At 64.2% G+C, this 24,528-nt stretch carries 19 protein-coding genes, 1 tRNA gene and 1 pseudogene; 11 read left to right on the forward strand and 10 right to left on the reverse strand.

Annotated elements, in window-relative coordinates; translation table 11 throughout:
• Nucleotides 1-229: 229 nt before the first annotated feature.
• Nucleotides 230-937 carry a hypothetical protein gene (locus tag QRN51_RS09520; RefSeq protein WP_284989630.1) on the reverse strand — a complete coding sequence of 236 codons (708 nt, stop codon included), beginning with the start codon at nt 935-937 and terminating at the stop codon, nt 230-232.
• A complete protein-coding gene (locus tag QRN51_RS09525; protein ID WP_284989631.1) occupies nt 934-1,659 on the reverse strand; it encodes a hypothetical protein in 726 nt (241 codons plus the stop codon). Before QRN51_RS09525 ends, QRN51_RS09520 begins: the two co-directional genes overlap by 4 nt.
• Nucleotides 1,660-1,883: 224 nt before the next feature.
• Here QRN51_RS09525 and QRN51_RS09530 point away from each other — a divergent pair, with 224 nt between their 5' ends.
• Complete coding sequence (locus QRN51_RS09530; protein WP_284989632.1) at nt 1,884-3,554, forward strand: ABC-F family ATP-binding cassette domain-containing protein; 1,671 nt, start codon at nt 1,884-1,886, stop codon at nt 3,552-3,554.
• Nucleotides 3,551-5,464: an ABC transporter ATP-binding protein gene (locus tag QRN51_RS09535; protein ID WP_284989633.1), complete on the forward strand. Its 1,914-nt coding sequence runs from the start codon at nt 3,551-3,553 to the stop codon at nt 5,462-5,464. The genes QRN51_RS09530 and QRN51_RS09535 overlap by 4 nt, the downstream gene beginning before the upstream one ends.
• Before the next feature lie 15 nt (nt 5,465-5,479).
• On the opposite strand, the gene QRN51_RS09540 is transcribed toward QRN51_RS09535, so the two are convergent.
• The 6 genes from QRN51_RS09540 to QRN51_RS09565 all read right to left on the reverse strand — a co-directional run bounded on the left by QRN51_RS09540 (nt 5,480) and on the right by QRN51_RS09565 (nt 12,819).
• Nucleotides 5,480-6,412 carry a GGDEF domain-containing response regulator gene (locus QRN51_RS09540; RefSeq protein WP_284989634.1) on the reverse strand — a complete coding sequence of 311 codons (933 nt, stop codon included), beginning with the start codon at nt 6,410-6,412 and terminating at the stop codon, nt 5,480-5,482.
• Nucleotides 6,409-9,723, reverse strand: a complete 3,315-nt coding sequence (locus QRN51_RS09545; RefSeq protein ID WP_059388184.1) for a PAS domain-containing hybrid sensor histidine kinase/response regulator — start codon at nt 9,721-9,723, stop codon at nt 6,409-6,411. The genes QRN51_RS09540 and QRN51_RS09545 overlap by 4 nt, the downstream gene beginning before the upstream one ends.
• Nucleotides 9,720-11,729 (reverse strand): glycosyltransferase family 2 protein, encoded by a 2,010-nt coding sequence (locus tag QRN51_RS09550; RefSeq protein WP_284989635.1) that lies wholly within the window; start codon nt 11,727-11,729, stop codon nt 9,720-9,722. Before QRN51_RS09550 ends, QRN51_RS09545 begins: the two co-directional genes overlap by 4 nt.
• Nucleotides 11,730-11,876: 147 nt before the next feature.
• Nucleotides 11,877-12,293: an NUDIX hydrolase gene (locus QRN51_RS09555; protein ID WP_059388181.1), complete on the reverse strand. Its 417-nt coding sequence runs from the start codon at nt 12,291-12,293 to the stop codon at nt 11,877-11,879.
• Nucleotides 12,290-12,745: a DUF6314 family protein gene (locus QRN51_RS09560; protein WP_284989636.1), complete on the reverse strand. Its 456-nt coding sequence runs from the start codon at nt 12,743-12,745 to the stop codon at nt 12,290-12,292. The genes QRN51_RS09555 and QRN51_RS09560 overlap by 4 nt, the downstream gene beginning before the upstream one ends.
• Before the next feature lies 1 nt (nt 12,746).
• A tRNA-Arg gene (locus QRN51_RS09565) sits at nt 12,747-12,819 on the reverse strand.
• 168 nt (nt 12,820-12,987) lie between these two features.
• Here QRN51_RS09565 and QRN51_RS09570 point away from each other — a divergent pair.
• The 3 genes from QRN51_RS09570 to QRN51_RS23465 all read left to right on the forward strand — a co-directional run bounded on the left by QRN51_RS09570 (nt 12,988) and on the right by QRN51_RS23465 (nt 15,986).
• On the forward strand, nt 12,988-13,752 hold the full coding sequence (locus tag QRN51_RS09570; RefSeq protein WP_284989637.1) for a DUF998 domain-containing protein: 765 nt from the start codon (nt 12,988-12,990) through the stop codon (nt 13,750-13,752).
• A 277-nt stretch (nt 13,753-14,029) separates the two neighbouring features.
• Nucleotides 14,030-14,476 carry a DUF7793 family protein gene (locus QRN51_RS09575; RefSeq protein WP_059388180.1) on the forward strand — a complete coding sequence of 149 codons (447 nt, stop codon included), beginning with the start codon at nt 14,030-14,032 and terminating at the stop codon, nt 14,474-14,476.
• A complete protein-coding gene (locus tag QRN51_RS23465; RefSeq protein ID WP_284989638.1) occupies nt 14,466-15,986 on the forward strand; it encodes a putative bifunctional diguanylate cyclase/phosphodiesterase in 1,521 nt (506 codons plus the stop codon). The genes QRN51_RS09575 and QRN51_RS23465 overlap by 11 nt, the downstream gene beginning before the upstream one ends.
• 76 nt (nt 15,987-16,062) lie before the next feature.
• On the opposite strand, the gene QRN51_RS09585 is transcribed toward QRN51_RS23465, so the two are convergent.
• The gene (locus QRN51_RS09585) at nt 16,063-16,401 is read right to left on the reverse strand and encodes a hypothetical protein (protein ID WP_284989639.1); all 339 of its coding nucleotides are present in this window, start codon (nt 16,399-16,401) and stop codon (nt 16,063-16,065) included.
• A 171-nt stretch (nt 16,402-16,572) separates the two neighbouring features.
• On the opposite strand from QRN51_RS09585, the gene QRN51_RS09590 reads away from it, so the two are divergent.
• Entirely contained in the window at nt 16,573-17,598 is a 1,026-nt protein-coding gene (locus QRN51_RS09590) for a hypothetical protein (RefSeq protein ID WP_284989640.1), read from the forward strand.
• A gap of 63 nt (nt 17,599-17,661) precedes the next feature.
• On the opposite strand, the gene QRN51_RS09595 is transcribed toward QRN51_RS09590, so the two are convergent.
• Nucleotides 17,662-18,288 (reverse strand): hypothetical protein, encoded by a 627-nt coding sequence (locus QRN51_RS09595; RefSeq protein ID WP_284989641.1) that lies wholly within the window; start codon nt 18,286-18,288, stop codon nt 17,662-17,664.
• A gap of 33 nt (nt 18,289-18,321) precedes the next feature.
• On the opposite strand from QRN51_RS09595, the gene QRN51_RS09600 reads away from it, so the two are divergent.
• The 5 genes and pseudogenes from QRN51_RS09600 (at nt 18,322) to sucD (ending at nt 24,423) form a co-directional block, all read left to right on the forward strand.
• Nucleotides 18,322-19,164 (forward strand): inositol monophosphatase family protein, encoded by an 843-nt coding sequence (locus QRN51_RS09600; RefSeq protein ID WP_284989642.1) that lies wholly within the window; start codon nt 18,322-18,324, stop codon nt 19,162-19,164.
• A 66-nt stretch (nt 19,165-19,230) separates the two neighbouring features.
• Nucleotides 19,231-19,398 (forward strand): annotated as a pseudogene (locus QRN51_RS09605) (UDP-N-acetylglucosamine 2-epimerase); the annotation flags it as partial.
• Nucleotides 19,399-19,554: 156 nt separating this feature from the next.
• Entirely contained in the window at nt 19,555-22,086 is a 2,532-nt protein-coding gene (gene pcrA, locus QRN51_RS09610) for a DNA helicase PcrA (protein WP_284989643.1), read from the forward strand.
• A gap of 250 nt (nt 22,087-22,336) precedes the next feature.
• Entirely contained in the window at nt 22,337-23,506 is a 1,170-nt protein-coding gene (gene sucC, locus QRN51_RS09615; RefSeq protein WP_284989644.1) for an ADP-forming succinate--CoA ligase subunit beta, read from the forward strand.
• A 14-nt stretch (nt 23,507-23,520) separates the two neighbouring features.
• Nucleotides 23,521-24,423: a succinate--CoA ligase subunit alpha gene (gene sucD / locus QRN51_RS09620; protein WP_284989645.1), complete on the forward strand. Its 903-nt coding sequence runs from the start codon at nt 23,521-23,523 to the stop codon at nt 24,421-24,423.
• Nucleotides 24,424-24,528 lie beyond the last annotated feature (105 nt).

Consider the following 24,528-nt stretch of genomic DNA (forward strand, 5'->3'; position numbering starts at 1 on the left):
CTGGGGTGCTTCGGGCGGTGTCCGGCGTACACGGGAGGACGCTTAAAAAGGCTGAGTGGGGGCGGTCCCCAACAGCCCGCCACCACTCATCCCCCCAAAAGTGCTCCCGCACGCGCCACGAACCTTGGAAACCCGTTCATTGATTCAAAGGTCAGGCTGCGTCGCCTTCACACATTCATAATTATGGCACGATATAATGGATTTATGAAAGAGGTTACGCGGTATGTTTTTAAATTACCGTGCGGCTAGTCCGGCTGGCAACGGTTTTGGACAGCCAGATGCCTCCCAGGCCAAGTGCAGTGGCCAAAGCGGCAGAGTAATTGATGAGCGGCCGCAGCCACATATTCGTTGGCGGGATGAGCGGAAAGACCTGTGAAACCGTTAGCAAGGCAAGGCCCAGGAGCAGTGTCGCTGAGGCGGCCCGGAGCAGAACGGGACCCGAACCTCGGACCGATCGCCAGATGCCCGGGATGAGGCATACGGCAACGTAGCCCGGGTAGAACCTGCCCAAGGCCGCATACAGATCAAGGGCCGGCCCAGGGTCAAGGTCATTCAGGCCAACCGTGGAGTCCCGGGTGTCCATCGAGAAGAAGAAGAAGGCCGTGAGGACCGCGGTTGCTCCCAAAACGGCCAAGCCGATCGGCCCGCGGATGGCGCGTTCTCCGCCAGCTGAGCCAAAGGCCCTGGCCACCTTGATGCCCATGAGCAGGAACGTTCCGTAGAGCAGGAACCGGAGCAGCAGGTTGCCGAGGTTGAAGTTGCCCAGCCACCCGTCAATCAGCACATAGGGACCCTCGATGCTGAGAAGGATGTCGAGGGAAATCAGTGCGAACAAGACGAACATCATGCGGTTCTCGCCCCGAACGGCGCTGGGGATGCGAATGGCCGTCAAAATGAGGCAAATGGAGAGCGTAGCCCACGCCAACACGGTGGTCATCCCAGGTTCTCCCAGATTCTGTTGCTGTGGTCGAGCTCGTGCTCATGGCGGCGCAGGGCCTTGCCCAGGGCCTGCAGCCGCTCTCCGGCCAGCAGGGCCAGTTCGCCGTCCGTCATCCTGTCCAGGGCGTCCCGCCGCGCCGCGGGGGGCCATCCTGCCTCGGCCTCGGTGACGAGGCCGCTGGCCACAAGGCCTCCGGCCGGTCCGACGCCGGCCGCCCGGGACGTTGCCAAGGCCAGTTCCGGGGGCAGCCGGTTGGCGGTCAGGTGCGCGGAGAAGTTCTGCGGTGCGATCCCGGTGGAGCCGCTCACCCGGTGGCGCAGTTCGCCGTCGTCGATCGCGTCCACCCAGTTCCTGACTGAACTACCGTGCGGGGTCTCCGCCAGGACCAGGGGCGGGACGCCCTCGCCGGGATCGGAGCGCTCGACGACCGCACGCAGCAGATCCATGGTGGACACCTGGCTGACGAGTTCCGCATCAGTGGGGGGAACCGGGGTTCCGCGAAGCGCCGCGTAGGCCTCGAATTGTGCCAAAGCATCGAAGGGATTCATGTCGAAGGCCCGGCTGATGCTCACGAGCGAACTCTCGGCCACCTTGCCGCGAACCAATTGCTGGGCCAGTGTGGTGCGTTTCACTCCCGAAAAGCGGCAGACATCGGCCGTGCTGGTGTTCGGGGCGATCCCGTGCAGCCAGCGTTGGAACGCCTTGGAGGGGAGGGACATGAACCACTTTCTGCTAGACGGTTTCAGGTCTGCGAAGTCGATTTTACGATGCAGGCACATTGAATTATGCTTGATTCTCGAACCCGCTGGTCCGCACACCCCCCAAGTACGGACCAGCGGGTTCTTCCATGCCCCGGTCTTTCGGACGGCAGGGTATACGCACGGCCGCCCTTTCGCGTGGCCGGCCTTTCCGCTCAGGAGCGGAGCAGTGAGAGGATAGACCAATGACTGCAACGCTTGTCGCCAAAGAGCTCTCCGGCGGCCACGGTCACCGCACCTTGTTCTCGAAGCTCTCACTCACTGTCGCGCCAGGAGACGTCGTGGGTGTCGTCGGCGCCAACGGCGCCGGGAAATCCACCCTGCTGCGCATCCTCGCGGGAGCCGACCGTCCCCAGGAGGGCACGGTCAGCCTCGCTCCGAGCGACGCCTTTGTCGGCTGGCTGCCCCAGGAACACGAACGCACCCCGGGCGAAACCGTCGCCGCCTACATTGCCCGCCGCACTGGTTGCGCCCAGGCCACTGAGGAGATGGAGGCCGGAGCCGAGGGGCTCGCAGCCGGAACCGCGGAGGCCGACGACGCGTACTCCCTGGCTTTTGACCGCTGGATGGCATCGGGTGCCGCGGACCTGGAAGACCGGATCCCCGCGGTGCTAGCGGAACTTGGCCTCGAATCGGGTCCCGATGCGCTTATGACGGGCCTGTCCGGCGGGCAAGCCGCCCGCGTTGCCTTGGCTGCGCTCCTGCTGAGCCGCTTCGACGTCGTGCTGCTCGACGAACCCACCAATGACCTGGACCTCGACGGACTGGCCCGGCTTGAATCGTTCGTCCAAGGCCTTCGAGGCGGCGCGGTGCTGGTCTCGCATGACCGCGAGTTCCTGGCGCGCTGCATCACCAAGGTGCTGGAACTGGACCTGGCCCAGAACAGCGTGGCCGTCTACGACGGCGGTTACGATTCCTTCCTCGAAGAGCGGGCGGTAGCAAAGCGGCACGCCCGCGAACGCTACGAGGAATTCGCCAACACCAAGGCGGATCTCGTATCCCGGGCCCGGACGCAGCGCGAATGGAGCTCGCAGGGCGTCCGCAACGCCATGAAGAAGAGCCCGGACAACGACAAAATCCGCAGGGCCGCGAGCGTTGAGTCTTCGGAAAAGCAGGCCCAGAAAGTCCGGCAGATGGAATCCCGCATCGCCAGGCTCGACGAGGTGGAAGAGCCGCGCAAGGAATGGCAGCTGCAGTTCAGCATCGGCCAGGCTCCGCGCTCCAGCTCCGTCGTCGCAACCTTGCGCGACGTCGTGGCACACCAGGGCGACTTCACGCTGGGACCCGTCAACCTCCAGCTCAACGCCGGCGAACGCATTGGCATCACGGGACCCAACGGCGCGGGAAAGTCCACCCTCCTGCGGCTGCTGCTCGGGATTCAACAGCCCGACGCCGGAGATGCCTCCATGGGTGCATCCGTGGCGATCGGCGAGATCGACCAAGCCCGCGGACTGCTGGCCGGGCACCTCACCTTGGCAGACGCCGTCGAAGCCGTCCTGGTCGACTGGAACTCCGCGGATGTGCGTACCCTGCTGGCCAAGTTCGGCCTCAAGGCGGACCACACCTCCCGGACCGTGGATTCCTTGTCCCCGGGCGAACGCACGCGCGCGGCGCTCGCGCTGCTGCAGGCCCGCGGCGTCAACCTGCTTGTCCTGGACGAACCCACCAACCACCTCGACCTGCCGGCGATCGAACAGCTCGAGGATGCGCTTGACGGCTACGAAGGCGCGCTCCTGCTGGTCACGCACGACCGCCGCTTGCTCGAAAACGTCCGGCTCGATTCCCGCTGGCACCTTGACAACGGCACCGTGACCGAACTGCACCACACTTCCGGAATGGGGAATCACAAGCCATGAGCATGGATGGCGTCGCCTGGCGCTCGCTCTACAACATCACCCGCGCCAAGAGCGGCTCCCAGCCGTTCTCGCGGGAAACCATCCGGCGCGTGCTCGCTTTCGCGAAACCGCACCGCAACAAGCTGATCGCCTTCGTGCTGGCCTCCATCGCTGGTGCGTTCCTTGCCGTGGCCACCCCGGTGCTGGCCGGCAAAGTGGTGAACGCGATCATCGCCCATGCGGGCGTGGACGTCGTGGTCGGGCTGGCCGCGCTCATCGCTGCCGTGGCCGTCGCCGACGCCGGAGTGGGACTACTGACCCGGTGGCTGTCTTCCGTGATCGGCGAAGGCGTGATCGTCGACCTGCGGACGCGGGTGTTCGACCATGTGCAGCGCATGCCCATCGCCTTCTTTACCCGGACCCGTACCGGAGCCCTCGTCAGCCGGCTCAACAACGACGTCATCGGAGCCCAGTCGGCGTTCGCGGGCACTCTCTCCGGTGTAGTCAGCAACGTCGTGTCCTTGGCGCTGACCCTCATTGTCATGCTCAACACGTCCTGGCTCGTCACCGTCCTCGCGATGGTGCTGCTGCCGATCTTCCTCATTCCCGCACGCCGCATGGGCTCCAAGCTGGCCGACCTCCGTCGTGAAGCCGCGTCCCACAACGCGGCCATGGGAACCCAAATGACGGAGCGGTTCTCCGCACCCGGCGCCACGCTCGTCAAACTGTTCGGCCGCCCGGACGAAGAGTCCGCCGAGTTCGCCCTGCGCGCCGGCCGTGTGCGTGACATCGGCGTCCGCACCGCCATGTTGCAGTTCACGTTCATCACCGCACTGACCCTCGTTTCCGCCCTGGCCCTCGCACTCGTTTACGGACTGGGCGGTTGGCTTGCGCTGAGCGGGCAGCTGGCCGCGGGCGACGTCGTCGTACTGGCGCTGCTGCTTACCCGCCTGTATGCGCCGCTTACCGCGCTGTCGAGTGCCCACGTTGAGGTCATGAGCGCGCTGGTCAGCTTCGAGCGGGTCTTCGAGATCCTGGACCTCAAGCCGCTCATCCAGGAGAAGCCCGACGCCGTCGCGGTGCCTTCGGGCCCTGTTGCGGTGGAGTTCGACGACGTCCGCTTCGCCTATCCGTCCGCGGACAAGGTGTCCCTTGCCTCGTTGGAGGAAGTGGCGACGCTTGATACCCGCGGCGGCGAGGAGGTCCTCCACGGAATCAGCTTCCGCGTGGAGCCCGGGCAGACCGTTGCGCTCGTGGGGTCCTCCGGCGCGGGCAAGTCCACCGTGGCCCAGCTGCTGTCCCGGCTGTACGACGTCGACTCCGGCGCCGTGCGATTGGGCGGGCATGGGCGAGGTACCGGCCTGGATATCCGGGACGCAACGTTCGATTCCCTCCGGGCGACCCTGGGGATGGTCACGCAGGACGGCCACCTCTTCCATGAAAGCATCGCCTCCAACTTGCGGTTGGCCCGGCCGGGAGCGACGGACGAGGAAATGTGGGACGTGCTCCGGCGCGCCAGGCTCGAAGCGATGGTCCGTTCCTTGCCGGATGGCCTGGAGACCGTGGTGGGGGAGCGCGGCTACCGCCTTTCCGGAGGAGAACGCCAGCGGCTCACCATCGCACGCCTCCTCATCGCCCAACCCAGGGTCGTCATCCTCGACGAAGCAACGGCAGCCTTGGATTCCACCAGCGAAGCCGCGGTCCAGGCGGCCTTGGGCGAGGCACTCGAGGGACGCACCGCCGTCGTGATCGCCCACCGGCTCTCCACCATCCGGGCCGCCGACGTGATCCTGGTGGTGGAGGACGGATCGATCATTGAGCGCGGCACGCACGCAGAGCTCCTCGCCGCAGACGGGCGCTACGCAGAGTTGTACAACACTCAGTTCGCTGAGGCGACGGCTGTGGCACAGGAAGCTGTTCCGGAGCTGTAGGCGCGGTGCCGGGCTTCAGCTCCTGGTGTGTTGACGGACTTCCGGGGCCACTTCCACGCGGTTCCTGCCGGCGGACTTGGCCGCGTACAGCGCCATATCGGCCTCTTTGAGGAGCCGCTCGCTGCTGACTCGATGGCCGGGCACAAAGGCCGAGAGACCGGCGCTCAAGGTCAGGGTACCCGAGGGGTTACCTGAGTGCGCGATGCCCAGCTCCCGCACGGCCTCCAGAGCGCGGGCGAGCCTGGCTTCTGCGCCGGATACCGTCTGGCCCGGCAGCAGGAAGAGGAATTCCTCCCCGCCGAAGCGGTAGATTCCGTCGCTTTCGCGCCCTTGGGCGGCAAGGGAGGCCGCAACCGACTGCAATGCGAGATCTCCGGCCTGGTGGCCATAAAGATCGTTATATCTCTTGAAGTTGTCCACGTCGCAGATCGCCAGGCTGTAGTCCGTTCCGTAACGGGCGCACCTGTGGTGCAGCTGTTCCAGGTCCTCCGAGAGCTTCAGCCGGTTGTGGAGCTTCGTCAGGGGATCGGTGCGCGCTTGCTCCGCGAGCGCGGCACGGTAGCGTGCAAGATCGGTGTGCAGCGAAGTCACCCTCTGAGCCACGAGCAGCCTGGTATGCAGGGCGAACGGGTCAAGCGGCTTGGCCACGTAGTCGTCAGCACCGGCCTGCATGCCCGCGACGACGTCCTCGCGTGAATCTTTCGAGGTGACAAGGACAAGGTAGGTGTAGGAGTCCTCTTCCGCGCTGCGGATGGCGCGGCAGAGTTCCAGTCCGTTGAGCCCGGGCATCATCAGGTCAGTCACCACAACTTGCGGCCGGTGTTGCCTGTACAGCTCCCAAGCGGAGTTGCCGTCCGCGGCCACGATGCATTCGTGGCCGGACTGCTCCACTGCCGCCTTCGCTACGAGACGCGAACCGAAATCGTCGTCCGCCACCAGGACCTTCACGAGGCCACCGACAGGGCGTGGTCCAACGCTTTGTCAACAAGTCCCAGTTCGGCCTCAAGGCCGGCCAGGAGCGCGGGATCGACGGGCCCGCCGCTTGATGAGCTGCGTTCCAATTCCTCGCACATCCGTGCCGCGCGCGCGGCCCCGATGTTGGCTGCGGCTCCTTTTAGCTTGTGGGCAACGTGCCTGAAAGTGTCTCGGCTTCCGTTGTCCAAAGCGTGGCGGAGTGCCTCCAAGCTCGGTTGGATGTCTTGCCTGAAGGCCTGGGCGGCGGCGGGCAGCAACCCGAGCCCGTCTGCCGGACCGAGGTCACGCAACGTTTCCAGCCTCGCGGGGTCGAGGACAGTGCCGCCGCCTTCCTTCGATGTTTCCGGTATCCATCGCGAGAGAACCCGCTCCAATTTGTCCACGTCCACCGGTTTGGTCAGATAATCGTCCATGCCGGCCGCAAGGCAGCGCTCACGATCCTCATCGAGTGCGCCTGCCGTCATCGCAATGACCGGCAGCCGCCTGCGCCCATCGTGCCGTGCCCGGATGGCTTTGGTGGCCTCGAATCCGTCCATGACGGGCATATGGCAGTCCATCAGGACCGCGGCATACTCTGTGGCTGCAGTGGCGGCAACTGCTTCGCTGCCATCAGCTACGACGTCGGCCTCGTACCCGAGCTTCGCAACCATGCTGCGGGCCACGAGCTGGTTGACCTCGTTGTCCTCGACGACGAGAATCAGGCCGCGCGAAGGCTGGCTGATGGTCACCGGGATGGCTGGAAGGACCACGGGAGCCGCGAGCGGGCGGGCCGCGACAAGACGCATGAGGCGGTCGTAGAACTCGGAGCTGCGCACCGGCTTGGTCAGCCATTCCTGGACCCCGGCGGCCACGAGTTCGGCTTTGTCCACATTCATGGTGGACGTCAGCATGATGATCCGGGTGGATGCGAGCGCGACGTCGGTGCTCAGCTGGTGTGCCAACTCCAAGCCGTTCATGTCCGGCATGCACATGTCGAGCACCGCAATGTCGAAGGGACGTCCGGCGGCGGCCTCTTCGCGGCAGCGGTCCAGGCCCTGTTGGGCGTCGCTGACAGCTTCCGGTTTCATCCGCCAGCCAGCCAATTGCCCCTCGAGCACCAATCGGTTGGTCGAGTTGTCATCCACCACAAGGACCCGGAGTCCCGTGAGCTGGTCGGGCGAGATCGACGCCGGAGCTGCCGCAGCTTCGCTCACTGCCAAGGGAAGGGTGGCCCAGAAGGTGCTCCCGTTGCCCAAGGAACTGTCCACCCCGATTTCGCCGCCCATTACCTCTGTAAGCCTCCGTGAGATCGCCAGTCCAAGGCCGGTCCCGCCGTACCGCCGGGTAGTGGAGGCATCGGCCTGCGAGAACGACTCAAAGAGCCTGTGGTGGTCTGCCGCATCGATCCCGATCCCGGTGTCGCGGACCTCGAAGCGTACACGAACGTTCGCGGATTCTTGCTTCACGAGCTTCACGCTGATGACAACTTCCCCTGAGGGAGTGAACTTCACGGCGTTCGAGGCCAGGTTGAGCAGGATCTGCCTGATGCGGCCGGCGTCGCCCACCAGCATCGCCGGAACCTCCGGGCGGCAGTACGCAATCAGCTCCAGGCCTTTGGCCTGTGCGGCCTCGGCAAGGAGGACCGCGAGTTCCTCCACCAAGGTGCGTGGATTGAAGGGAGCAGGGTCCAGATCGACCTTGCCTGCTTCGAGTTTCGAGAAGTCCAGGATGTCATTGATCAAGGACAGCAGGGATTCGCCCGCGCCCTTGACGCCTTCGGCATATTGGCGCTGGGTTTCCTCCAAGGGGGTGTCCAGCAACAATCCGGTCAGCCCGATCACTCCGTTCATCGGCGTGCGTATCTCATGGCTCATCGTCGCGAGGAACTCCGACTTCAAGCGGCTGGCTTCCTCGGCGGCTTCCCGGGCGGTCACCAACTCGGCCTGGGCGATCCTGCGTTCGGTGATGTCCTGGGCGATCGTGGCGACTCCGCGGATGCCGCCGGTGCCGCGGATCGGAGACATCGTCAGGGAAACGGGAACGATGGAGCCGTCGATGCGGACCCGTGCTGTTTCGTAGCTGTGGGTTTCCCCGCCGGCCCGGATGCCCGCCAAGAGCTCTTCTTCCTCCTCCTGAAGTTCGTCCGGAATGATGAAGGAAACATGCCTGCCGATTGCCTCGGCGGCGCTGTATCCGTAGATCCGTTCGGCTCCGGGATTCCAGCTGGTGATGACACCGTCCAGTGACTTGCCCACGATTGCATCCGCTGAGGAGTTGACGATCGCGCCGAGACCTTCAAGTTCCGCTGTACGCTCGGCAACCTTGGATTCGAGATCCCGCGTGAGGTTGATGTTCTCGAGGATGATCAGAATCTGGCGGGTGATGGCCAGGGCCAGGGCAGTGAGCCCCACGGCCTGGAGGAAGGGGTCCCCGGGACGCCCGACCCGTATGGGCGCCACCATCACGGCACCCAGGACAGGGACGTAGGGGAGCAGTTCCAGGGCCAAGGTGTAGAGGCGCCGCTCCGTCCGGGGACGCGGGGCGTAGGGGACCAGCGGGGCGAGGGCTATCAGCAGGAACGCCGTGATCCAGCCTGCCGCCAGGGGAGTTCCGGTGAGACCTGTGACGCCCTCGGACGTCAGGTCCACGTACGTACTGTCAGTGATCGCAAGGACGAGGAGTCCGCCACCCAGGCAGACCCACCTGAGGCGTTCCCCTGGTGCCCTCCGCATGGTGAGCATGAGGACGATGGAGACCATCGCAATGTCGGCAACCGGATACGCGAGGCCGGTGAGGTGGACGAGGGTCTCCTGCCCTTCGGCCTTGTACATGGAGCCGAGGACGGTAGCCCAGCTCATGAACAGCACTGCGGACGCAATCACTGCCGAATCCAGGAGTGCACGCAGGAAAGCAACCGAGGAGACCCGGGGACGAGGGAACAAGTAGAGGGCTATGGCGGCAGGGATCGAATAGCCGACGAAAGCGGCGTCGGCCACGGAGGGGTAGGGGTAGTCGTGATCGAGCGTCAAGCCGTAGAAGGTCCAGATCGCTTGTCCGGTGGTCCAGATCAGCGTGGCTAGGCCCATGACCCGCCACGCACGGGCGCTTTCATCCTTGCGCCGCCCCGCCCATGCACAACTGGCTGTGGCGAGCAGCGATGCTGCCAGGATGGCGAGGTCACCGGCTGACTGGGCCCCGGACGTCCCTTGGTTTGCGCCGAGGATCGCCGCCAGGATGGCCACTGCCGCAGCGGTGACGATAACAGTCCAGGCGAGGGCGGGCCTACGCAAGGCGTGGCCGTTCATGCCGACTCGCGGGTTGCGACGGCAGGGACCCCGGGAGGAAAGCCGGGCAGTGCGTTATCGGGAGTATGAAACAGCCAGAGCGAGAGCCTGCGGTACGCCTCCCAGTCGCGGTCACGAACCCGTAGCGAAGCAGTGTATTCTCCCTTCGAACTAGACCACACCCGGACGATATCCAGGGGGATCCGTGCGTCTCCCGGGAGTTCCAAGAGTACGCGGCCTGATTCCGGCAGCGCGTCCGCCCCGACCCGGACTGCGGCGCCTCCCATGGAAATGTCCAGCAGTTGGCCCGGGACCCCGGAAACCGTGACAGGTACCTTGACGGTGACCCGGTGGGCGCTCCTGCGTGATGTGGCGAATTCGGCGGCCCTGATCCGGAGCGTCCCCAGCACCAAGACAACCCCCGCCAGCACCAGCCAGACTCCGGCGGCAATCGTGGAGCCAGGACTCGTCCGCCAGGGCACCCAACCGAGGACTCCGGCCGTCGCATAGAGAATAATCGCGCCCACGATGACAATCAGCACAATGAGGATCCGCGGGGCCCTTCCGCGGAGTCGAAGTTCCGCGGCGCCTTTCGGGGTGACTTGAAACTCCAAGGACTTCCGGGAAACGAGCCACCAAAGGCAGGCCATCCCGACAGGAACCCGGAAAATCCGCAGGGCAAACGCCGTCGGCCAGTGGATCTGGTGGCGCATGAGCCTCTTGGCGCCCCACAAACGCACCCAGAACATGGCGGCGAAGGCAAGGGTGAACTCAACGGGCCCGGCGGTGGAGGTCTGCGCGCCGGAGACCATGACCGCCATGGGGATGATGAAGGCAATCAAGGTGGCAATGCCCTCAAGCCACCATAAGGTTCCGTTGATGTATTCGTGGAAGTTTCGCCAGGTCATCCAGCTCTTGGCCGCCCAAAGGCGCTCGTAGGTCAGGATCTGCATCGCGCCCATGCCCCAGCGTCTGCGCTGCAGCAGGTATTGATCGGCCGTTGCCGGGGCCAGGCCAACTGCCAGGGTCTGGTGGTGGTACACGGTCTTCCACCCGAGCCGAATGAGCTTGAGGGTGGTGTGCATGTCTTCGGTGATGGTCTCGGTGGCTACTCCACCTACCTCGCGAAGCGCCTTGATCCGGAGCAGCGAGGTTGAACCGCACCAGAAAGGTCCTGCACCGGGAACATTGCGCGAAGGCATCAGGACGTTGAAGAACAATCCCTGTTCGCCGGAGATGCCGTCGTCGTCGAAGGCTCCTGAGTTGTAGAACGCCTGCGGCCCCTGGATGAGGGCGATTTCCTCGTCGGCGAACCAACCCAAGGTGGCCGTCAGGAATGTCGGGAGGGGCACGTGATCGCAGTCGAGCACGGCAATGATGTCTATTGGGTCTTTTCCGGCTGCTTCCTCCGCAGCCATCAAATCCAATGCATGGTTCATGTTGCCCGCCTTGGCATGGTCGTGCTCGGCGCGGGTGACCACTCTTGCACCGAAGGATGCGCACATCTCGGCAACCCACGGGCGGCTTCCATCATCCAATACCCACGTTTCGTGGCGCGGTTGAAGCGCGCAGGCCGCGGCGATGGTGGGCGCAAGGACTTCGACCGGCTCGTTATACGTGGGGATCAGCACGGCGACCTTCATGCCATTGGGAGCTTGGGCAACCGGCTCAGGCGCATAACAGTCGATGTTCCACAGAGTGATGGATTTCAGGACCAGCCCTATCAGGGGAAGGGCCTCAAACGTCACCAGCGTCCACGCGATGACAAGATCCCCGCCACCAAGCGGCATGGTGAATGCGACCCGCCACGTCAGGTAGAGCAACAACGCTGCTATCGCAGCTATCCCGCCGGTCCTGGCCATTCTGCGGGAACGGGGAGCTTCGGGCGCGGGAGAACCCAGTTGCGCCGCCCAGCCGGCCATTCCGGCCGTCGAGTACGCCTTGACCTCCACAGGAGTGTCACGGAACTGCGGACGTTCTCCGCCGACGTCCCCCCGGACGCGTCGGCGCTGTTCAAGAGATTGCATGCGATCCCCCAGCTGGATCTGACAATGCAGCCTGTATCAAGTTAAAACAAACTGTGCGATCACTATAGCCAGTTCTCACCGGATTTTCATGGCAAAACAGGGAAGTTTAGGCCCCGACACGCATGGCTTTTCCGGGAGCGGGAAGGCCTACTTTTTCGCGAGCAGGGGCAGGACGTGGTCCGTCAGGAGCGGAGCCAAATCGTCCGGAAGTTCAGCAGAGAGATCCAACCACCGGATCTCTGCGATCTCGGCCGAAGGGCGGGCTTCCCACGTGCCCGGTGCGGTGAAGACGGTGGCCTCGATGTCAGTCGCGGCCTCATTGGCGGCGACGGCGAGCCAACTCCCCAAGGCCTCAAGGTCGGCCGGGTCGATCTCGATTCCGACTTCCTCGGCCAGCTCGCGGGATGCCGTCTCCGCCGCGGTTTCACCTGGCTCGGGCTTGCCGCCGGGGTGCATGAACTTGTCCGTGCCGCGCTTGCGCACGGTCAACAGCCGTCCGGCGTCGTCGTAGACGCAGACCGCGCTGACTACTATCAGGTCCTTGGCTGGACTGTTGCTGGTCATGTCTCTCTCCTTAGCCGGGATTCGAGCAGCAAGTCCTTGGCTGGTCCGTGCACGTCCCAGGCGTAGCTGAAGGCATCCGGCCCGCCCCAGAGGTAATTGACTTTGTAGTCATCGGGATCGCACCAGTGGGTGTCCTCGTTGGCGTGGTCGCGGAAGCTCATGCGGTGGAACGGTTTCCCATCAGGGAAGTAGACATCCATGGCTTCGGGGGAGTCGGAAGGCCGCAGGAGGTATTCGCGGAAGGCGGGGCCGGTGTGGGTGGGCCAGGTCATGGTGCCGTCTTCGCGAAGGAAGAGACCGCCGTCGGGGGTTTCCGAATAGCGCACGACGCCGGCAAAGGTACCGCGGGTGCCGCCCGCCCGGTCCCACAGGGACCGTTCCACGGTCCAGCTGCCCAGCAGGTAAGCCGGCAGGTCTTGCGTCGGAGACGATTCGCGCAGCTGGTCTTTCAAGTGCCCTCGATTGGAATCGAACCAACGACACCGGCTTTAGGAGAGCCGTGCTCTATCCACTGAGCTACGAGGGCCTGTGCGCGTGCTGGAAGCTCCTGGGAGCCGCTCGCCGGGCACGCATACAAGCATACAAGCTGCCGGGGCGGCCCTCGAACACCGACGCCGGCAACACGCGCTGCCCGGCAACACCGGCGGCGGCGCACGCGGCACCGCATGCGGGTGCTGGCGTTAGGCTGGCCCGCATGAGAGAGCAAATGACCGTGGCGGCCGCCCACGGCGGCCACCTCCCGGAGCTCGGCACCATCCGCTCGAACATCGGCGGTTGGGCCCAGTTGAGCGTGGTGCAGTATTTCGTGGCCGAATCGGCGGTGATCGAAGCCTGGCGGGGCCCCGGACCCTACGACCGCCGGACCGGGTTCATCAGTGATCTTGGCGCGCTCAAGTGCGGGGTCTACGAGCACCGCGACGTCTGTTCGCCCCTGCATCTGCTCATGAATGCCTCCTTCGTAGTGCAGGGCCTGGGCATGCTTTTCGGGGCGATCCTGCTGAGTTCGGCGCTCCTGTGCATTGCGGCCCGTCCCGGCGTGCGGATCTTGCAGGGTGCCGCCTACCGCAAAGCGCGGCCCACCGCCGTCGCGGTCCGGTTCCTGGCAGGTATCTCCGGGCTGGGAACTGTGGTTGTTGGGTTTGTGCCGGAAGACCTGGGTTCTCCCCTCCATCTTGCGGGCGCCCTGATGTTCTTTATCGGTGGAGCATTCGCACTGTTGCTCCTCGGGCTGCTCTGGCTGCCGCATACAGCGATGAGCTGGTTCATCCTGGCGTGCGGGACGTTGACGCTGGGCGCCCTGGTGGTCGGCGGCCTGACACGGATGGATGTCCCCGAACCGGGAACCCTGGAACGACTGATGGCCTATCCGGTCACGATCGGATTTTCCGCCGCGGGACTTGTGGTGGCGCAACGGGTCCGGGAAGTACGGCGAACGGCGGCGCGGCTTGCGAAACGATGAGTTTTCGCGGGTAGCCTCATGTCAGCGGGTGGGCAATCTTTGCATTATCATGAGTGCACTCACCGGAATGGCGCCGGGCTGAGGGTTCCATGCAGTCTTGGCGCAGATTAGATTGACCGACACGGCAGAACATAGGACCCATGACTCATCAGCTTGTTCTGCGTCGTCCGGGACACGCAGGCGATACATCCCCCATAAAGGCAGCATCCCACCCCTCGGGTAATGGCCTTCGGGACCTCCGCGGGCCGATCGCCCGACGGCGGCAGGTGGCGCGGCGATGAGCTCCCAGACACTCCCCGCCCGGGATTCGCGGATTCCCGATGATGCCCTGGATGCTTCGCCTGAAGACGTGATGGTCCCTGCCGATCAGATCACCGTTGACTTGGCGGAGGACGGCATTATCGAGGTCACCCTGCCACCGAACAGCGTAGTCCGCTCACCCGAAGCCCAGGCGGCCGCGGCGGCTGTTCGTATGTTTGCGGACGGACGGCGGCTCCCGCTTCTGCTCAGGGTGACCGGAGTACTGTCCGTCACCGACGACGCGCGCCTGACCTACACGAATTCCGTGGCTATTTCGGCCTGCGCCCTCTTGGGGGAGAGCCCGGTGGACCGGGTGATTGCACACTTTCTCCTTCGCGCGAAGCCAGGCTCCCTTCCGGGACGGTTCTTCACGTCCGAGGCGGAAGCCCGTGACTGGTTGAGAGAGCACCACCGTGAATCATGAGCCCCAGGACCCGCGGCTGCTTGCCCTCGTTGAAGGGGTGGTCCGGATCGCGGACGGAGACCTCAGCACGAGGATCCCGGTCTCCGGCCCGCGGGACGAAGTGGCTGCAGTCATCACCGGGATCAACCTCATGGCCGACGATCTTCAAGCCATTTACCAGGAGCTCGAGGAGCGGGTCGAAAGCCGGACAGCCATGCTGCGCGAGGCCCAGATCGAACTCGAAAGGATGGCGCTCACTGATCCGCTGACCCAGTTGGCGAATCGCACGGCACTCGAAAGGGCGCTGAACCATGAACTCGTCGAATCCGAGCGGGGTGAGCTCCCGCCCGCGTTGCTCGTTTTGGACTTGAACTCATTCAAGGGGATCAACGACACTCTGGGGCATGGCGCCGGGGATACCGTCTTGAAGGTTACCGCCAGGCGCTTGCTCGCAGCGGTCCGCGACACTGACATGGTGGCGAGGCTCGGCGGGGACGAATTTGCCGTGATGCTGCCCAAATCCAATGCGGCGCATGCGCGTGGCGTTGCCAAGCGGATCCTTCGGGCCGTCGGTGAGAGCATCGACATCGGCGAAGTCCGGATCATCTGTGGAACCAGCATCGGGCTCCGGGTCGCCGAACCAGGGCAGTCCGTGGACGACCTCGTCATGGAAGCCGACACGGCCATGTATGCGGCAAAGGCCGAGCAGGGGAGCAGCGTCAGGGTTTTCGAACCGGCTTTGTTGTACGCGCGCCGGCTCCAAGGACTCATGATCTCGGAACTGCGTGAAGCCATCCGGACAGATCAGCTGGTCCTCCATTTCCAGCCTGTTGTCGAGTTGGCCTCGGGGCGGATTGAAGGCGCTGAAGCGCTGGTGCGGTGGAACCACCCCGATAGGGGATTGTTGATGCCGGATGCATTCATCCCGTTGGCCGAGGAAACCGGCATCATCATCGATCTTGGCTATTGGGTTCTCCGGCGGGCGATGCAGCAATTGCGCGAGTGGCAGGACGGTCCGGGCATGGACGAAGACTTCAGCATGCGGGTCAATATTTCCACCACCGAATTGCAAAGCCTGGAATTGATCGAGCATGTGCGGGAAGTGCTCGCCGAAACCGGAGTGGAGGCATCCAAGCTGGTCATCGAGCTCACGGAGTCAATGGCCGTGAACGGAAGCGACATCGACAAATACTCTCTGACCGGCCTCCGGCGACTCGGTATCCGGCTGGAAATCGACGACTTCGGGACTGGCTATTCGTCCATCAGCTACCTGCGCAGCCTTCCCGTCAACGTGGTCAAGATTGACCGCTCCCTCATCCAAGGGCTGGGCACGGACGACAAGGAGCGGGCCTTTGTGGCGGCTGTTCTCCAGCTCATTCACGCCTGCGGGATGCAGGCTGTTGCCGAGGGTATCGAAACGGCGGAGCAGGCGGCTGAGCTTGCCCGCCTGGGCTGCGCCAGTGGCCAAGGGTATTACTTTGGCCGGCCCATGGCGGCGGATAAATTCGCGGAACTGTTGCGAGGCACCTGAGCATGCCTCCTCCCGGCAACGGAAGACGGGCAGCGGAAAGGCACCGGACCTTAGGTCCGGTGCCCTTCAGGTATTGCTAGTTGGAGGGAGCGGAGTTGGTGGCGGAGTTCGGCCACCAGCCAGTCGCCTGAGGCGAACCCTGAGTGGTGGAGTTCGGCCACCAGCCAGTGGCCTCTGCCGAGTTCTGGGTGGTGGCGTTGGGCCACCAGCCGGTGGCCTGGGCCGAATCCTGTGCGAAGTTGGGCCACCAGCCGGTAGCCTCCGCCGAGTTCTGTGCGAAGTTCGGCCACCAGCCCGTGGCTATGGACGAATCCTGTGAGGGGCTCTGGCTGCTGGCGGACACAGCTGCCGAGCCGGTAATTCCTGCGAGCAAGATTGCTGCTGCCGCGAGGAGCGCGGCGAGAGTTCTTTTCATGCGAAAGCTCCTGATGATATGTGACTGATGCGACTGGAGTGAACGAAGTGAAGCACGCTCATTATAAGAGTAACGACACGCCGTGTCATCAGTGTCCGTCCGGACGGTGGAGAAACATGCTAAACGCTCGCCCGAATCATGGGCGGAGTGTCTCAGGGACATAATGGAGCCATGGGAGAAAAGAAGGTTGCGCCGTCGTACGCCGCTGCGGAACTGCAAGCGAGGGGTCACCGGGCCAGCCATGACTTCGCCAAGGCTGCCGATGGTGCGCGCTCGGCCGCCGATATTGCCCTCGATGAGGGCGATTCCGCCGGATGGTGGAACATGACTTTCCTCCAAGCGGAGAATCTTCTCGACGCAGGTGATTTCGCTGCCAGCACTGCGCTGGCGAGATCCCTTTCCGAGGCATCGTTGGCTGTCGCCTCACCCCAGCACCGGGCCCGGGCACTCATCTTGATGGCGAACTCCCTTCGGGGTGAAGGGCTGTTGGAGATGGCCACCTCGGCTGCGGCGTCGGCAGTTGGACTGGTCGATGATGACGCAGACATGGAAATCGACGTCCATGCGCGGCAGGCACTGATCGCCGCGTTTGGCGAGTCCGGCAAACTGGAGGAGGCGTGGGAGGAGTGCCTGTCCCTCTCGGCGAGAATTTCTGATGAAATGGATGACCAGTTGGCCGGCAAGGCGTACTGGGTCATCGGGAATGTGGCGTTCCTCTGCGACAAGGTAGCTGAAGGCCTCCACTACCATGAGCTTGCCGCGGAAACCTTTTCCCCTTCGCGGAACCTTGATGTCTGGGCCAAGTTCAACAAAGCCTCGGCCGCGATGAGGCTGGCCGCTGAAGTGGCCGATGCGGCCACCCTTCGGTGCATTGAACGGGCGGAGCTTGCCACGGATGTCGTCGGCGGCAGCGAAGAGGAAATTCTCCTGCTTCGCCTCAACCGCGCGCATTGGAACTACCTGGCAGGAGACGCCGGGGCGGCGCTTGAGCTGCTGAACGAAATCAGTCGCAGCGCTGACCAACTGCCCGCGCAGATGGCAGGCGAGGTATTCCTCTTGATGGCGCGGGCCCAAGCCGGTACCGGGAACAAGCAGGCGGCGAAAGAAAGCCTGGTCGAAGCGGCCGATCGCTTCGAGAAAGCCGGCGCCCACCAGCGTGCCCTCCAAGCCCGGGAGATGCTTGAGCCGGGGGCCTGATTCGGAAGCCCGATTCTGGGCCAGGGTAGCGCGTGCGGGCGTTGGCTGCGTTCGGCGCTTCTGCTAGGCGCTCTTCGAACGCCGCCGCCCCACAAACACAGCCGCACCGCCGGCCGCAAGGCTCAGCAGGAACAGTACCCAGCCCACAACGGTGAGCGTGGAAGCCAAAGCCACCTGGCCGGCGTCGGGCGTTGCCGATCCCAGCGCGGCGTCCACCGCCACGTTGCTCCACAAACGGACCACGGCGAACAGCAGGGGGGCAGCCCACAGCGTCCAGCGCAGTGCCTTTCCGGCCACATTGGTGCCGATGAGCAGAAGCCAGGTGAAACCGAAGATCAGCGGAAACAGGGTTCCGGCGGTCTTGTGGATGTAGCTGAGCTGTCCGCGGGCGTCGTCCGTCATGGCGCCATGCAATTGGTGGACGTAATCGGTGGAGAACCCGCCGATGAGGGAATCGGGCATGGCCATGCCGCCGGACAACTGGGTCATCTGGTTCAGGGTCAGCAGGTGCACATACCAAAACAGGAAAAGGCTGGCCACGACCCCGGCAATCACTATGAGGCGGCCGTTGTTCTGGGCCTTCTCGGGCGACCGCTGGGTGGTGGGATTGATCACCGACGGCAAGTGGTGCTGGGGGAGAGCGGCATTGGCGCCGTGCTTCTTGATGCGTTGGGCTGGGGTCTTGGCCATGTCATTCATTATCCCGCCACATAAGCTGGACCCATGACCACTGGCAGGCACTCCGCCACAGAACTTGATCCATCGCTCGACGACTACGAACTCGCTGCCGCCCTGGTCCGGGAAGCCGGGCAGCTTGCCCTGCTGATGCGGATGGGCGGCCTGCAAGGGGAACGGAAGACCTCGGTTTCGGACGTGGTGACCGCCGCGGACCATGCGGCCGAGGCCTACGTCCTTGAGCAACTGCGCCGTTGCCGCCCCGACGACGGCATCCTGGGTGAAGAAGGAAGCTCGGTGGCTGGAAGAAGCGGCCGCACCTGGGTGATCGATCCCGTGGACGGTACCTACAATTTCCTGCACGGCTCCACCTATTGGTGCTCCGCGATCGCCTTGAAACGCGAGGGCACGGCATCACCCGGGACCGCCTCGGATGCCGACGTCATTCTCGGGGCCATCTATCAACCGGAGCTCGACAAGCTTTGGACCGGCGGCGAAGGGCATCCCGCGACCCTCAACGACGAACGGATTCCGGGACCGTCGGGTGCTGCCCTAAGTGAACTCGGTGCCGCGACCTACATCCACCCCACGTGGCTCGCCGATCCCCGAGCCGCCATGCCCTGGCATGCTGCAGCGGTGTCGGCAGCTTCATTGCGCATGTTCGGTTCCGGCTCTTGCGATCTCGGCCGGGTGGCCGACGGCGAACTGGGCTGCTGGTTCCAACACAGCTGCCCCGAGTGGGACTGGCTCCCCGGCAAGGCGATCGTCCGCGCGGCCGGCGGGGACACCGACGTCGTGCGCGTCAACGGCCTGGACTGGTTCCTCGCGGGGGGCCCGACGGCGGTCCGGGAGTTGCGTGCGGCGCTCACCTCGGTGCCGCAATTCGCTTGAGGATGCGCCTCCCTTGGCAACCGCACTGTCCTGCTCGTTTACGGGACCCGTCCGGAGGCCATCAAGATGGCGCCGCTGGTCCAGGCCTTGCGTGCAACCGGCCGTTACAAGGCGCCAGTAGCAGTGACCGGGCAGCATGCCGCGGGGCTGGCGGCGTTCTACCAGGGAATTCCGGTGGTCCACCTCAAGGCCGGACTGCGTAGCGGCAACCTGAATTCACCCTTTCCAGAGGAAACCGGCGAGCCAGCGAACTTGTAGCTCCTAAGAAGCATCATTGGGAGGGCACTTCGGAGCCGCGGTATTTTCCGACCGAACACTTTTTTGACGCAGCCCGGGGAAGGGCATGCGGGTCCATCAGTGTCAGGGCCACCGCCTAGACTGGTAAACACCATGGATATGTTGTTTGACCCGTACGCTGATGGCCCCTTCAAAGCGGCAAGCCGAGCTGCCACCAAGGCCGCTCCGGCCATGCTTTCACGCGCCGGAAGCGGCGCTGCGCCCGGTGGTAGTGCGCCCGGTGGGGGTGCGTCCTGGGCCGGCAAGCCCGGCGGTGGGCAAGACGGCGGCCACTCGGGCCTGCCGTCTGCGGAGGCGTTGCTCGAAGGGTTGAACCCCCAGCAGGAGGAAGCCGTCAAACATGCCGGCAGCCCTTTGCTGATCGTGGCCGGGGCCGGTTCGGGCAAAACCCGCGTGCTGTCGAACCGCATTGCGTACCTGATCGCCACCAGGCGGGCCCATCACGGCGAGATCCTGGCTATCACCTTCACCAACAAGGCGGCCGCGGAAATGCGGGAACGCATCGAAGCCCTGGTGGGTGCCCGTGCCAAGTCCATGTGGATCTCGACGTTCCACTCCTCCTGCGTGCGTATCCTGCGCCGTGAAGCTACCAACGTGGGGCTGAACTCCAACTTCTCCATCTACGATTCCGCAGACTCCCTGCGGCTCATCACGCTCGTAGCGAAGAACCTGGACCTCGATCCCAAAAAGTTCGCGCCCAAAGCGATCCAGCACAAGATCTCGGCCCTCAAGAACGAGCTCATCGACGACGACGCGTTCGCCTCAAGCGCCAACTACAACGAACCCTTCGAACAAGCCGTTGCCGAGGTCTTCAAGGGCTACACCCAGCGCTTGCGCCAGGCCAACGCCATGGACTTCGACGACCTCATTGCGCAGACCGTCTACATGTTCCGGGCCTTCCCCGCGCTCGCGGAGTCCTACCGCCGTCGATTCCGCCACGTCCTCGTGGACGAATACCAGGACACCAACCACGCACAGTACGCATTGGTCCGCGAAATCGTCGGTGAGGGTCCCCAGGCGAGCGAGCTGACCGTCGTCGGCGACTCCGACCAATCCATCTACGCGTTCCGCGGTGCGGACATCCGCAACATCGTCGAATTCGAGAAGGACTACCCGGAAGCCCGCACCATCAAGTTGGAGCAGAACTACCGCTCCACCCAGAACATCCTGAGCGCGGCGAACTCCGTTATTTCGCGCAACCCCAACCGCCCGGACAAGAAACTCTGGACGGCCGAGGGCGACGGCGAGAAGATCATCGGCTACGTAGGCGAGAACGAGCACGACGAAGCCCAGTTCATCGCCAAGGAGATTGACCGGCTCCAGGACGAGGAAGGCCTGCGTCCCGGCGACGTCGCCATTTTCTACCGCACCAACGCCCAGTCCCGCTCCATTGAAGACGTCCTGGTCCGCGTCGGACTGCCGTACAAAGTGGTGGGCGGCACCCGCTTCTACGAGCGCAAGGAAATCAAGGACGCCCTCGCGTACCTTCGCGTCCTGGTGAACCCGGACGACGACGTCAATTTGCGTCGCGTCCTCAACGAACCCAAGCGGGGAATCGGTGATCGTGCCGAAGGCGCCGTCGCGGCGCTCGCCGAGCGCGAACGCACGTCGTTCATGACTGCGGCGCGCAAGGCGGACCAGGCTCCCGGCATGGCCACCCGCTCCGTGAACGCGGTCCTAGGCTTTGTGAAACTCCTGGATGACCTGGCCGAAGTGGCTTCGGGTTCCGGGGCTGCGGCAGCTTTGGAAGCAGTACTGGAACAGACCGGGTACCTTGCCGGGCTCCGCGCCAGCACCGATCCGCAGGACGAATCCCGCGTGGAAAACCTCGCCGAACTGGTGGCGGTGGTGCGGGAATACGAGCGCGACAACCCCGAAGGCTCACTGGGTGAATTCCTGGAGCAAGTCTCCCTCGTAGCCGACGCCGACCAGATCCCGGACGCTCCCGAAGGATCCTCCGAGGACGCAGCCGCCGCCGTCGCAGAGGCCAAGCGGATGGGCGTCGTCACGCTCATGACGCTCCACACGGCCAAGGGCTTGGAATTCCCCGTTGTCTTCCTGACCGGTATGGAACACGGACTTTTCCCGCATCAGCGGTCCGCAACCGATCCCAAGGAACTGGCGGAAGAGCGTCGCCTGGCCTATGTGGGCCTCACCCGTGCACGGAAGCGCCTTTACGTGACCCGCTCGGAAGTTCGCAGCATGTGGGGCCAGAGCCAATACAACCCTGCCAGCCAGTTCCTCGAGGAGATCCCTACCGGTCTCGTGGAGTGGAAACGCGAGGGCACCTCCCGCCAAGTGAGCGGCTGGGGGAACGCCCCCATCGGTTCCGGGCGTTACGGGGGCTCCTTCTGGGGTGCCGGAACCTCGCGCGGGGCCGCAGCCAGCGATACGGCGGGCTTCAACGCGGACGTGCCGGCCGCCGTCGTACGCAACCGTGTCCAGCCGCAAAAGGAAGTGGTCGCCGTCGTCGTGGGGGACAAAGTGAACCACACGAGCTTCGGCAACGGCACCGTGATCGGCGTCGAAGGCGCCGGGGACAAGACCGTGGCGAAGGTGAAGTTCGACGTCGGCGAGAAACGGCTGCTCTTGCGTTACGCGCCGCTGACCAAACTGGATTCGTAGCGGCTCTTGAAGCCGGAAAACCGCGTCATATAGGGGTTTTTCTACGGTCGATAGAAGTGTGTGCTTACTCACTTAACAGGTACTGTAGAACCGGCTGGCCTCCCCGGGGGGCTAAAGTTCGAGAGGAACTTGCGCAATGTGACCGGCTGCTTGGCAGCCGTTCGATGCGCACCTATCCGCAGCCGGTTTTCGCGGTCACCGTGGTTTCCGGCTGTACAGAAACTACTTCGACGTAGAAGGACACTAAACCGTGGACCTGTTTGAATATCAGGCGCGCGATATGTTCGAAGCGCACGGTGTACCCGTGCTCGCCGGCATCGTGGCGCACACTCCTGAAGAAGCAAAGGCTGCTGCCGAGAGCATCGGCGGCGTAACCGTCGTCAAGGCGCAGGTAAAGGTCGGTGGCCGTGGCAAGGCCGGCGGTGTCAAGGTCGCAAAGTCCGCTGACGAAGCGCTTGAACACGCCACCAACATCCTTGGCATGGACATCAAGGGCCACACCGTCAACAAGGTCATGATCGCCCAGGGCGCCGACATTGCTGAGGAATACTACTTCTCCGTCCTGCTGGACCGGGCCAACCGCAACTACCTGGCCATGTGCTCGGTTGAAGGCGGCATGGAAATCGAGCAGCTTGCTGTTGAGCGCCCCGAGGCTCTCGCCAAGGTCGCCATCGATCCCGCCGTCGGTATCGACCAGGCCAAGGCCGACGAAATCGTCGCCGCTGCCGGTTTCTCCGAAGAACTGCGTGGCAAGGTTGCTTCCGTCATCCTGAAGCTCTGGGACGTCTTCAAGAAGGAAGATGCAACCCTTGTCGAGGTGAACCCCTTGGTCAAGACCGGCGCTGGCGACATCGTTGCCCTTGACGGCAAGGTCTCGCTCGACGAGAACGCCGGCTTCCGCCACGTTCACCACGGCGAACTTGAGGACAAGGACGCAGCCGACCCGCTCGAGGCCAAGGCCAAGGCTCAGGACCTCAACTACGTGAAGCTTGACGGCTCGGTCGGCATCATCGGCAACGGCGCCGGTCTTGTGATGTCCACCCTCGACGTCGTCGCTTACGCAGGCGAGAACCACGGCAACGTCAAGCCGGCCAACTTCCTGGACATCGGCGGTGGAGCTTCCGCTGAGGTCATGGCCGCTGGCCTGGACGTCATCCTTGGTGACGAGCAGGTCAAGAGCGTATTCGTGAACGTCTTCGGTGGCATCACCGCGTGCGACGCTGTGGCAAAGGGCATCGTCGGTGCACTGGCCGAGCTTGGCTCCAACGCCAACAAGCCGCTGGTTGTCCGCCTCGATGGCAACAACGTCGAAGAGGGCCGCCGCATCCTGGCCGAGGCCAACCACCCGCTGGTTACCCTGGCAGCCACCATGGACGAGGGCGCCGACAAGGCCGCCGAGCTCGCCAACGCAGCTAAGTAAAGGGACGCAAGACTATGTCTATCTACCTCAACAAGGACTCCAAGGTCATCGTCCAGGGCATCACCGGCGGCGAAGGCACCAAGCACACCGCCCTGATGCTCAAGGCCGGCACCAACATCGTCGGCGGCGTCAACGCCCGCAAGGCCGGCACCACGGTGCTGCACGGCAACAAGGAAATCACCGTCTTCGGCACCGTCAAGGAAGCCATTGCGGAGACCGGCGCCGACGTCTCGATCGTCTTCGTTCCGCCGGCATTCACCAAGGCCGCCGTAGTTGAAGCCATCGAAGCAGGAATCGGCCTGGTTGTTGTCATCACCGAAGGCGTGCCGGTTCAGGACTCCGCCGAGTTCTGGGCACTCGCCCAGGCCACGGTGGACGCTGACGGCAAGCAGATCACCCGCATCATCGGCCCGAACTGCCCCGGCATCATCACCCCGGGCGAAGCCCTGGTTGGCATCACCCCGGCAAACATCACGGGCAAGGGCCCCATCGGCTTGGTCTCCAAGTCCGGTACCTTGACCTACCAGATGATGTACGAACTGCGTGACCTCGGTTTCTCCACCGCGATCGGCATCGGTGGCGACCCCGTCATCGGCACCACCCACATCGACGCCCTGGCCGCGTTCGAGGCTGACCCGGAGACCAAGGCAATCGTCATGATCGGCGAAATCGGTGGCGACGCCGAAGAGCGCGCAGCCGACTTCATCAAGGCAAACGTCACCAAGCCGGTTGTCGGCTACGTTGCAGGCTTCACCGCCCCCGAGGGCAAGACCATGGGCCACGCAGGCGCCATCGTCTCCGGCTCCGCGGGTACGGCACAGGCCAAGAAGGAAGCTCTCGAAGCTGCAGGCGTGAAGGTCGGCAAGACGCCGTCCGAGACCGCCAAGCTCCTCCGCGAGGTCTTCGCAGCCCTCTAGCAATGCCCCGCGCAGGGTTTCCGCGCGATTGAAGTACGGCGGCGCCCGTCACCTTCCACGTGAAGGTGACGGGCGCCGTCGTTGTTTAACCGTTGGGGTCCGGGC

The sequence above is a fragment of the Arthrobacter sp. efr-133-TYG-120 genome (assembly GCF_030209785.1).
Classification (GTDB): domain Bacteria; phylum Actinomycetota; class Actinomycetes; order Actinomycetales; family Micrococcaceae; genus Arthrobacter.

What these genes read in the sequence shown, in the direction of transcription:
- QRN51_RS09520 (WP_284989630.1), bottom strand. Translation starts at nt 937, where the DNA reads ATGACCACCGTGTTGGCGTGGGCTACGCTCTCCATTTGCCTCATTTTG.
- QRN51_RS09525 (WP_284989631.1), bottom strand. Translation starts at nt 1,659, where the DNA reads ATGTCCCTCCCCTCCAAGGCGTTCCAACGCTGGCTGCACGGGATCGCC.
- QRN51_RS09530 (WP_284989632.1), top strand. Translation starts at nt 1,884, where the DNA reads ATGACTGCAACGCTTGTCGCCAAAGAGCTCTCCGGCGGCCACGGTCAC.
- QRN51_RS09535 (WP_284989633.1), top strand. Translation starts at nt 3,551, where the DNA reads ATGAGCATGGATGGCGTCGCCTGGCGCTCGCTCTACAACATCACCCGC.
- QRN51_RS09545 (WP_059388184.1), bottom strand. Translation starts at nt 9,723, where the DNA reads ATGAACGGCCACGCCTTGCGTAGGCCCGCCCTCGCCTGGACTGTTATC.
- QRN51_RS09550 (WP_284989635.1), bottom strand. Translation starts at nt 11,729, where the DNA reads ATGCAATCTCTTGAACAGCGCCGACGCGTCCGGGGGGACGTCGGCGGA.
- QRN51_RS09555 (WP_059388181.1), bottom strand. Translation starts at nt 12,293, where the DNA reads ATGACCAGCAACAGTCCAGCCAAGGACCTGATAGTAGTCAGCGCGGTC.
- QRN51_RS09570 (WP_284989637.1), top strand. Translation starts at nt 12,988, where the DNA reads ATGAGAGAGCAAATGACCGTGGCGGCCGCCCACGGCGGCCACCTCCCG.
- QRN51_RS09575 (WP_059388180.1), top strand. Translation starts at nt 14,030, where the DNA reads ATGAGCTCCCAGACACTCCCCGCCCGGGATTCGCGGATTCCCGATGAT.
- QRN51_RS09585 (WP_284989639.1), bottom strand. Translation starts at nt 16,401, where the DNA reads ATGAAAAGAACTCTCGCCGCGCTCCTCGCGGCAGCAGCAATCTTGCTC.
- QRN51_RS09590 (WP_284989640.1), top strand. Translation starts at nt 16,573, where the DNA reads ATGGGAGAAAAGAAGGTTGCGCCGTCGTACGCCGCTGCGGAACTGCAA.
- QRN51_RS09595 (WP_284989641.1), bottom strand. Translation starts at nt 18,288, where the DNA reads ATGGCCAAGACCCCAGCCCAACGCATCAAGAAGCACGGCGCCAATGCC.
- QRN51_RS09600 (WP_284989642.1), top strand. Translation starts at nt 18,322, where the DNA reads ATGACCACTGGCAGGCACTCCGCCACAGAACTTGATCCATCGCTCGAC.
- pcrA (WP_284989643.1), top strand. Translation starts at nt 19,555, where the DNA reads ATGGATATGTTGTTTGACCCGTACGCTGATGGCCCCTTCAAAGCGGCA.
- sucD (WP_284989645.1), top strand. Translation starts at nt 23,521, where the DNA reads ATGTCTATCTACCTCAACAAGGACTCCAAGGTCATCGTCCAGGGCATC.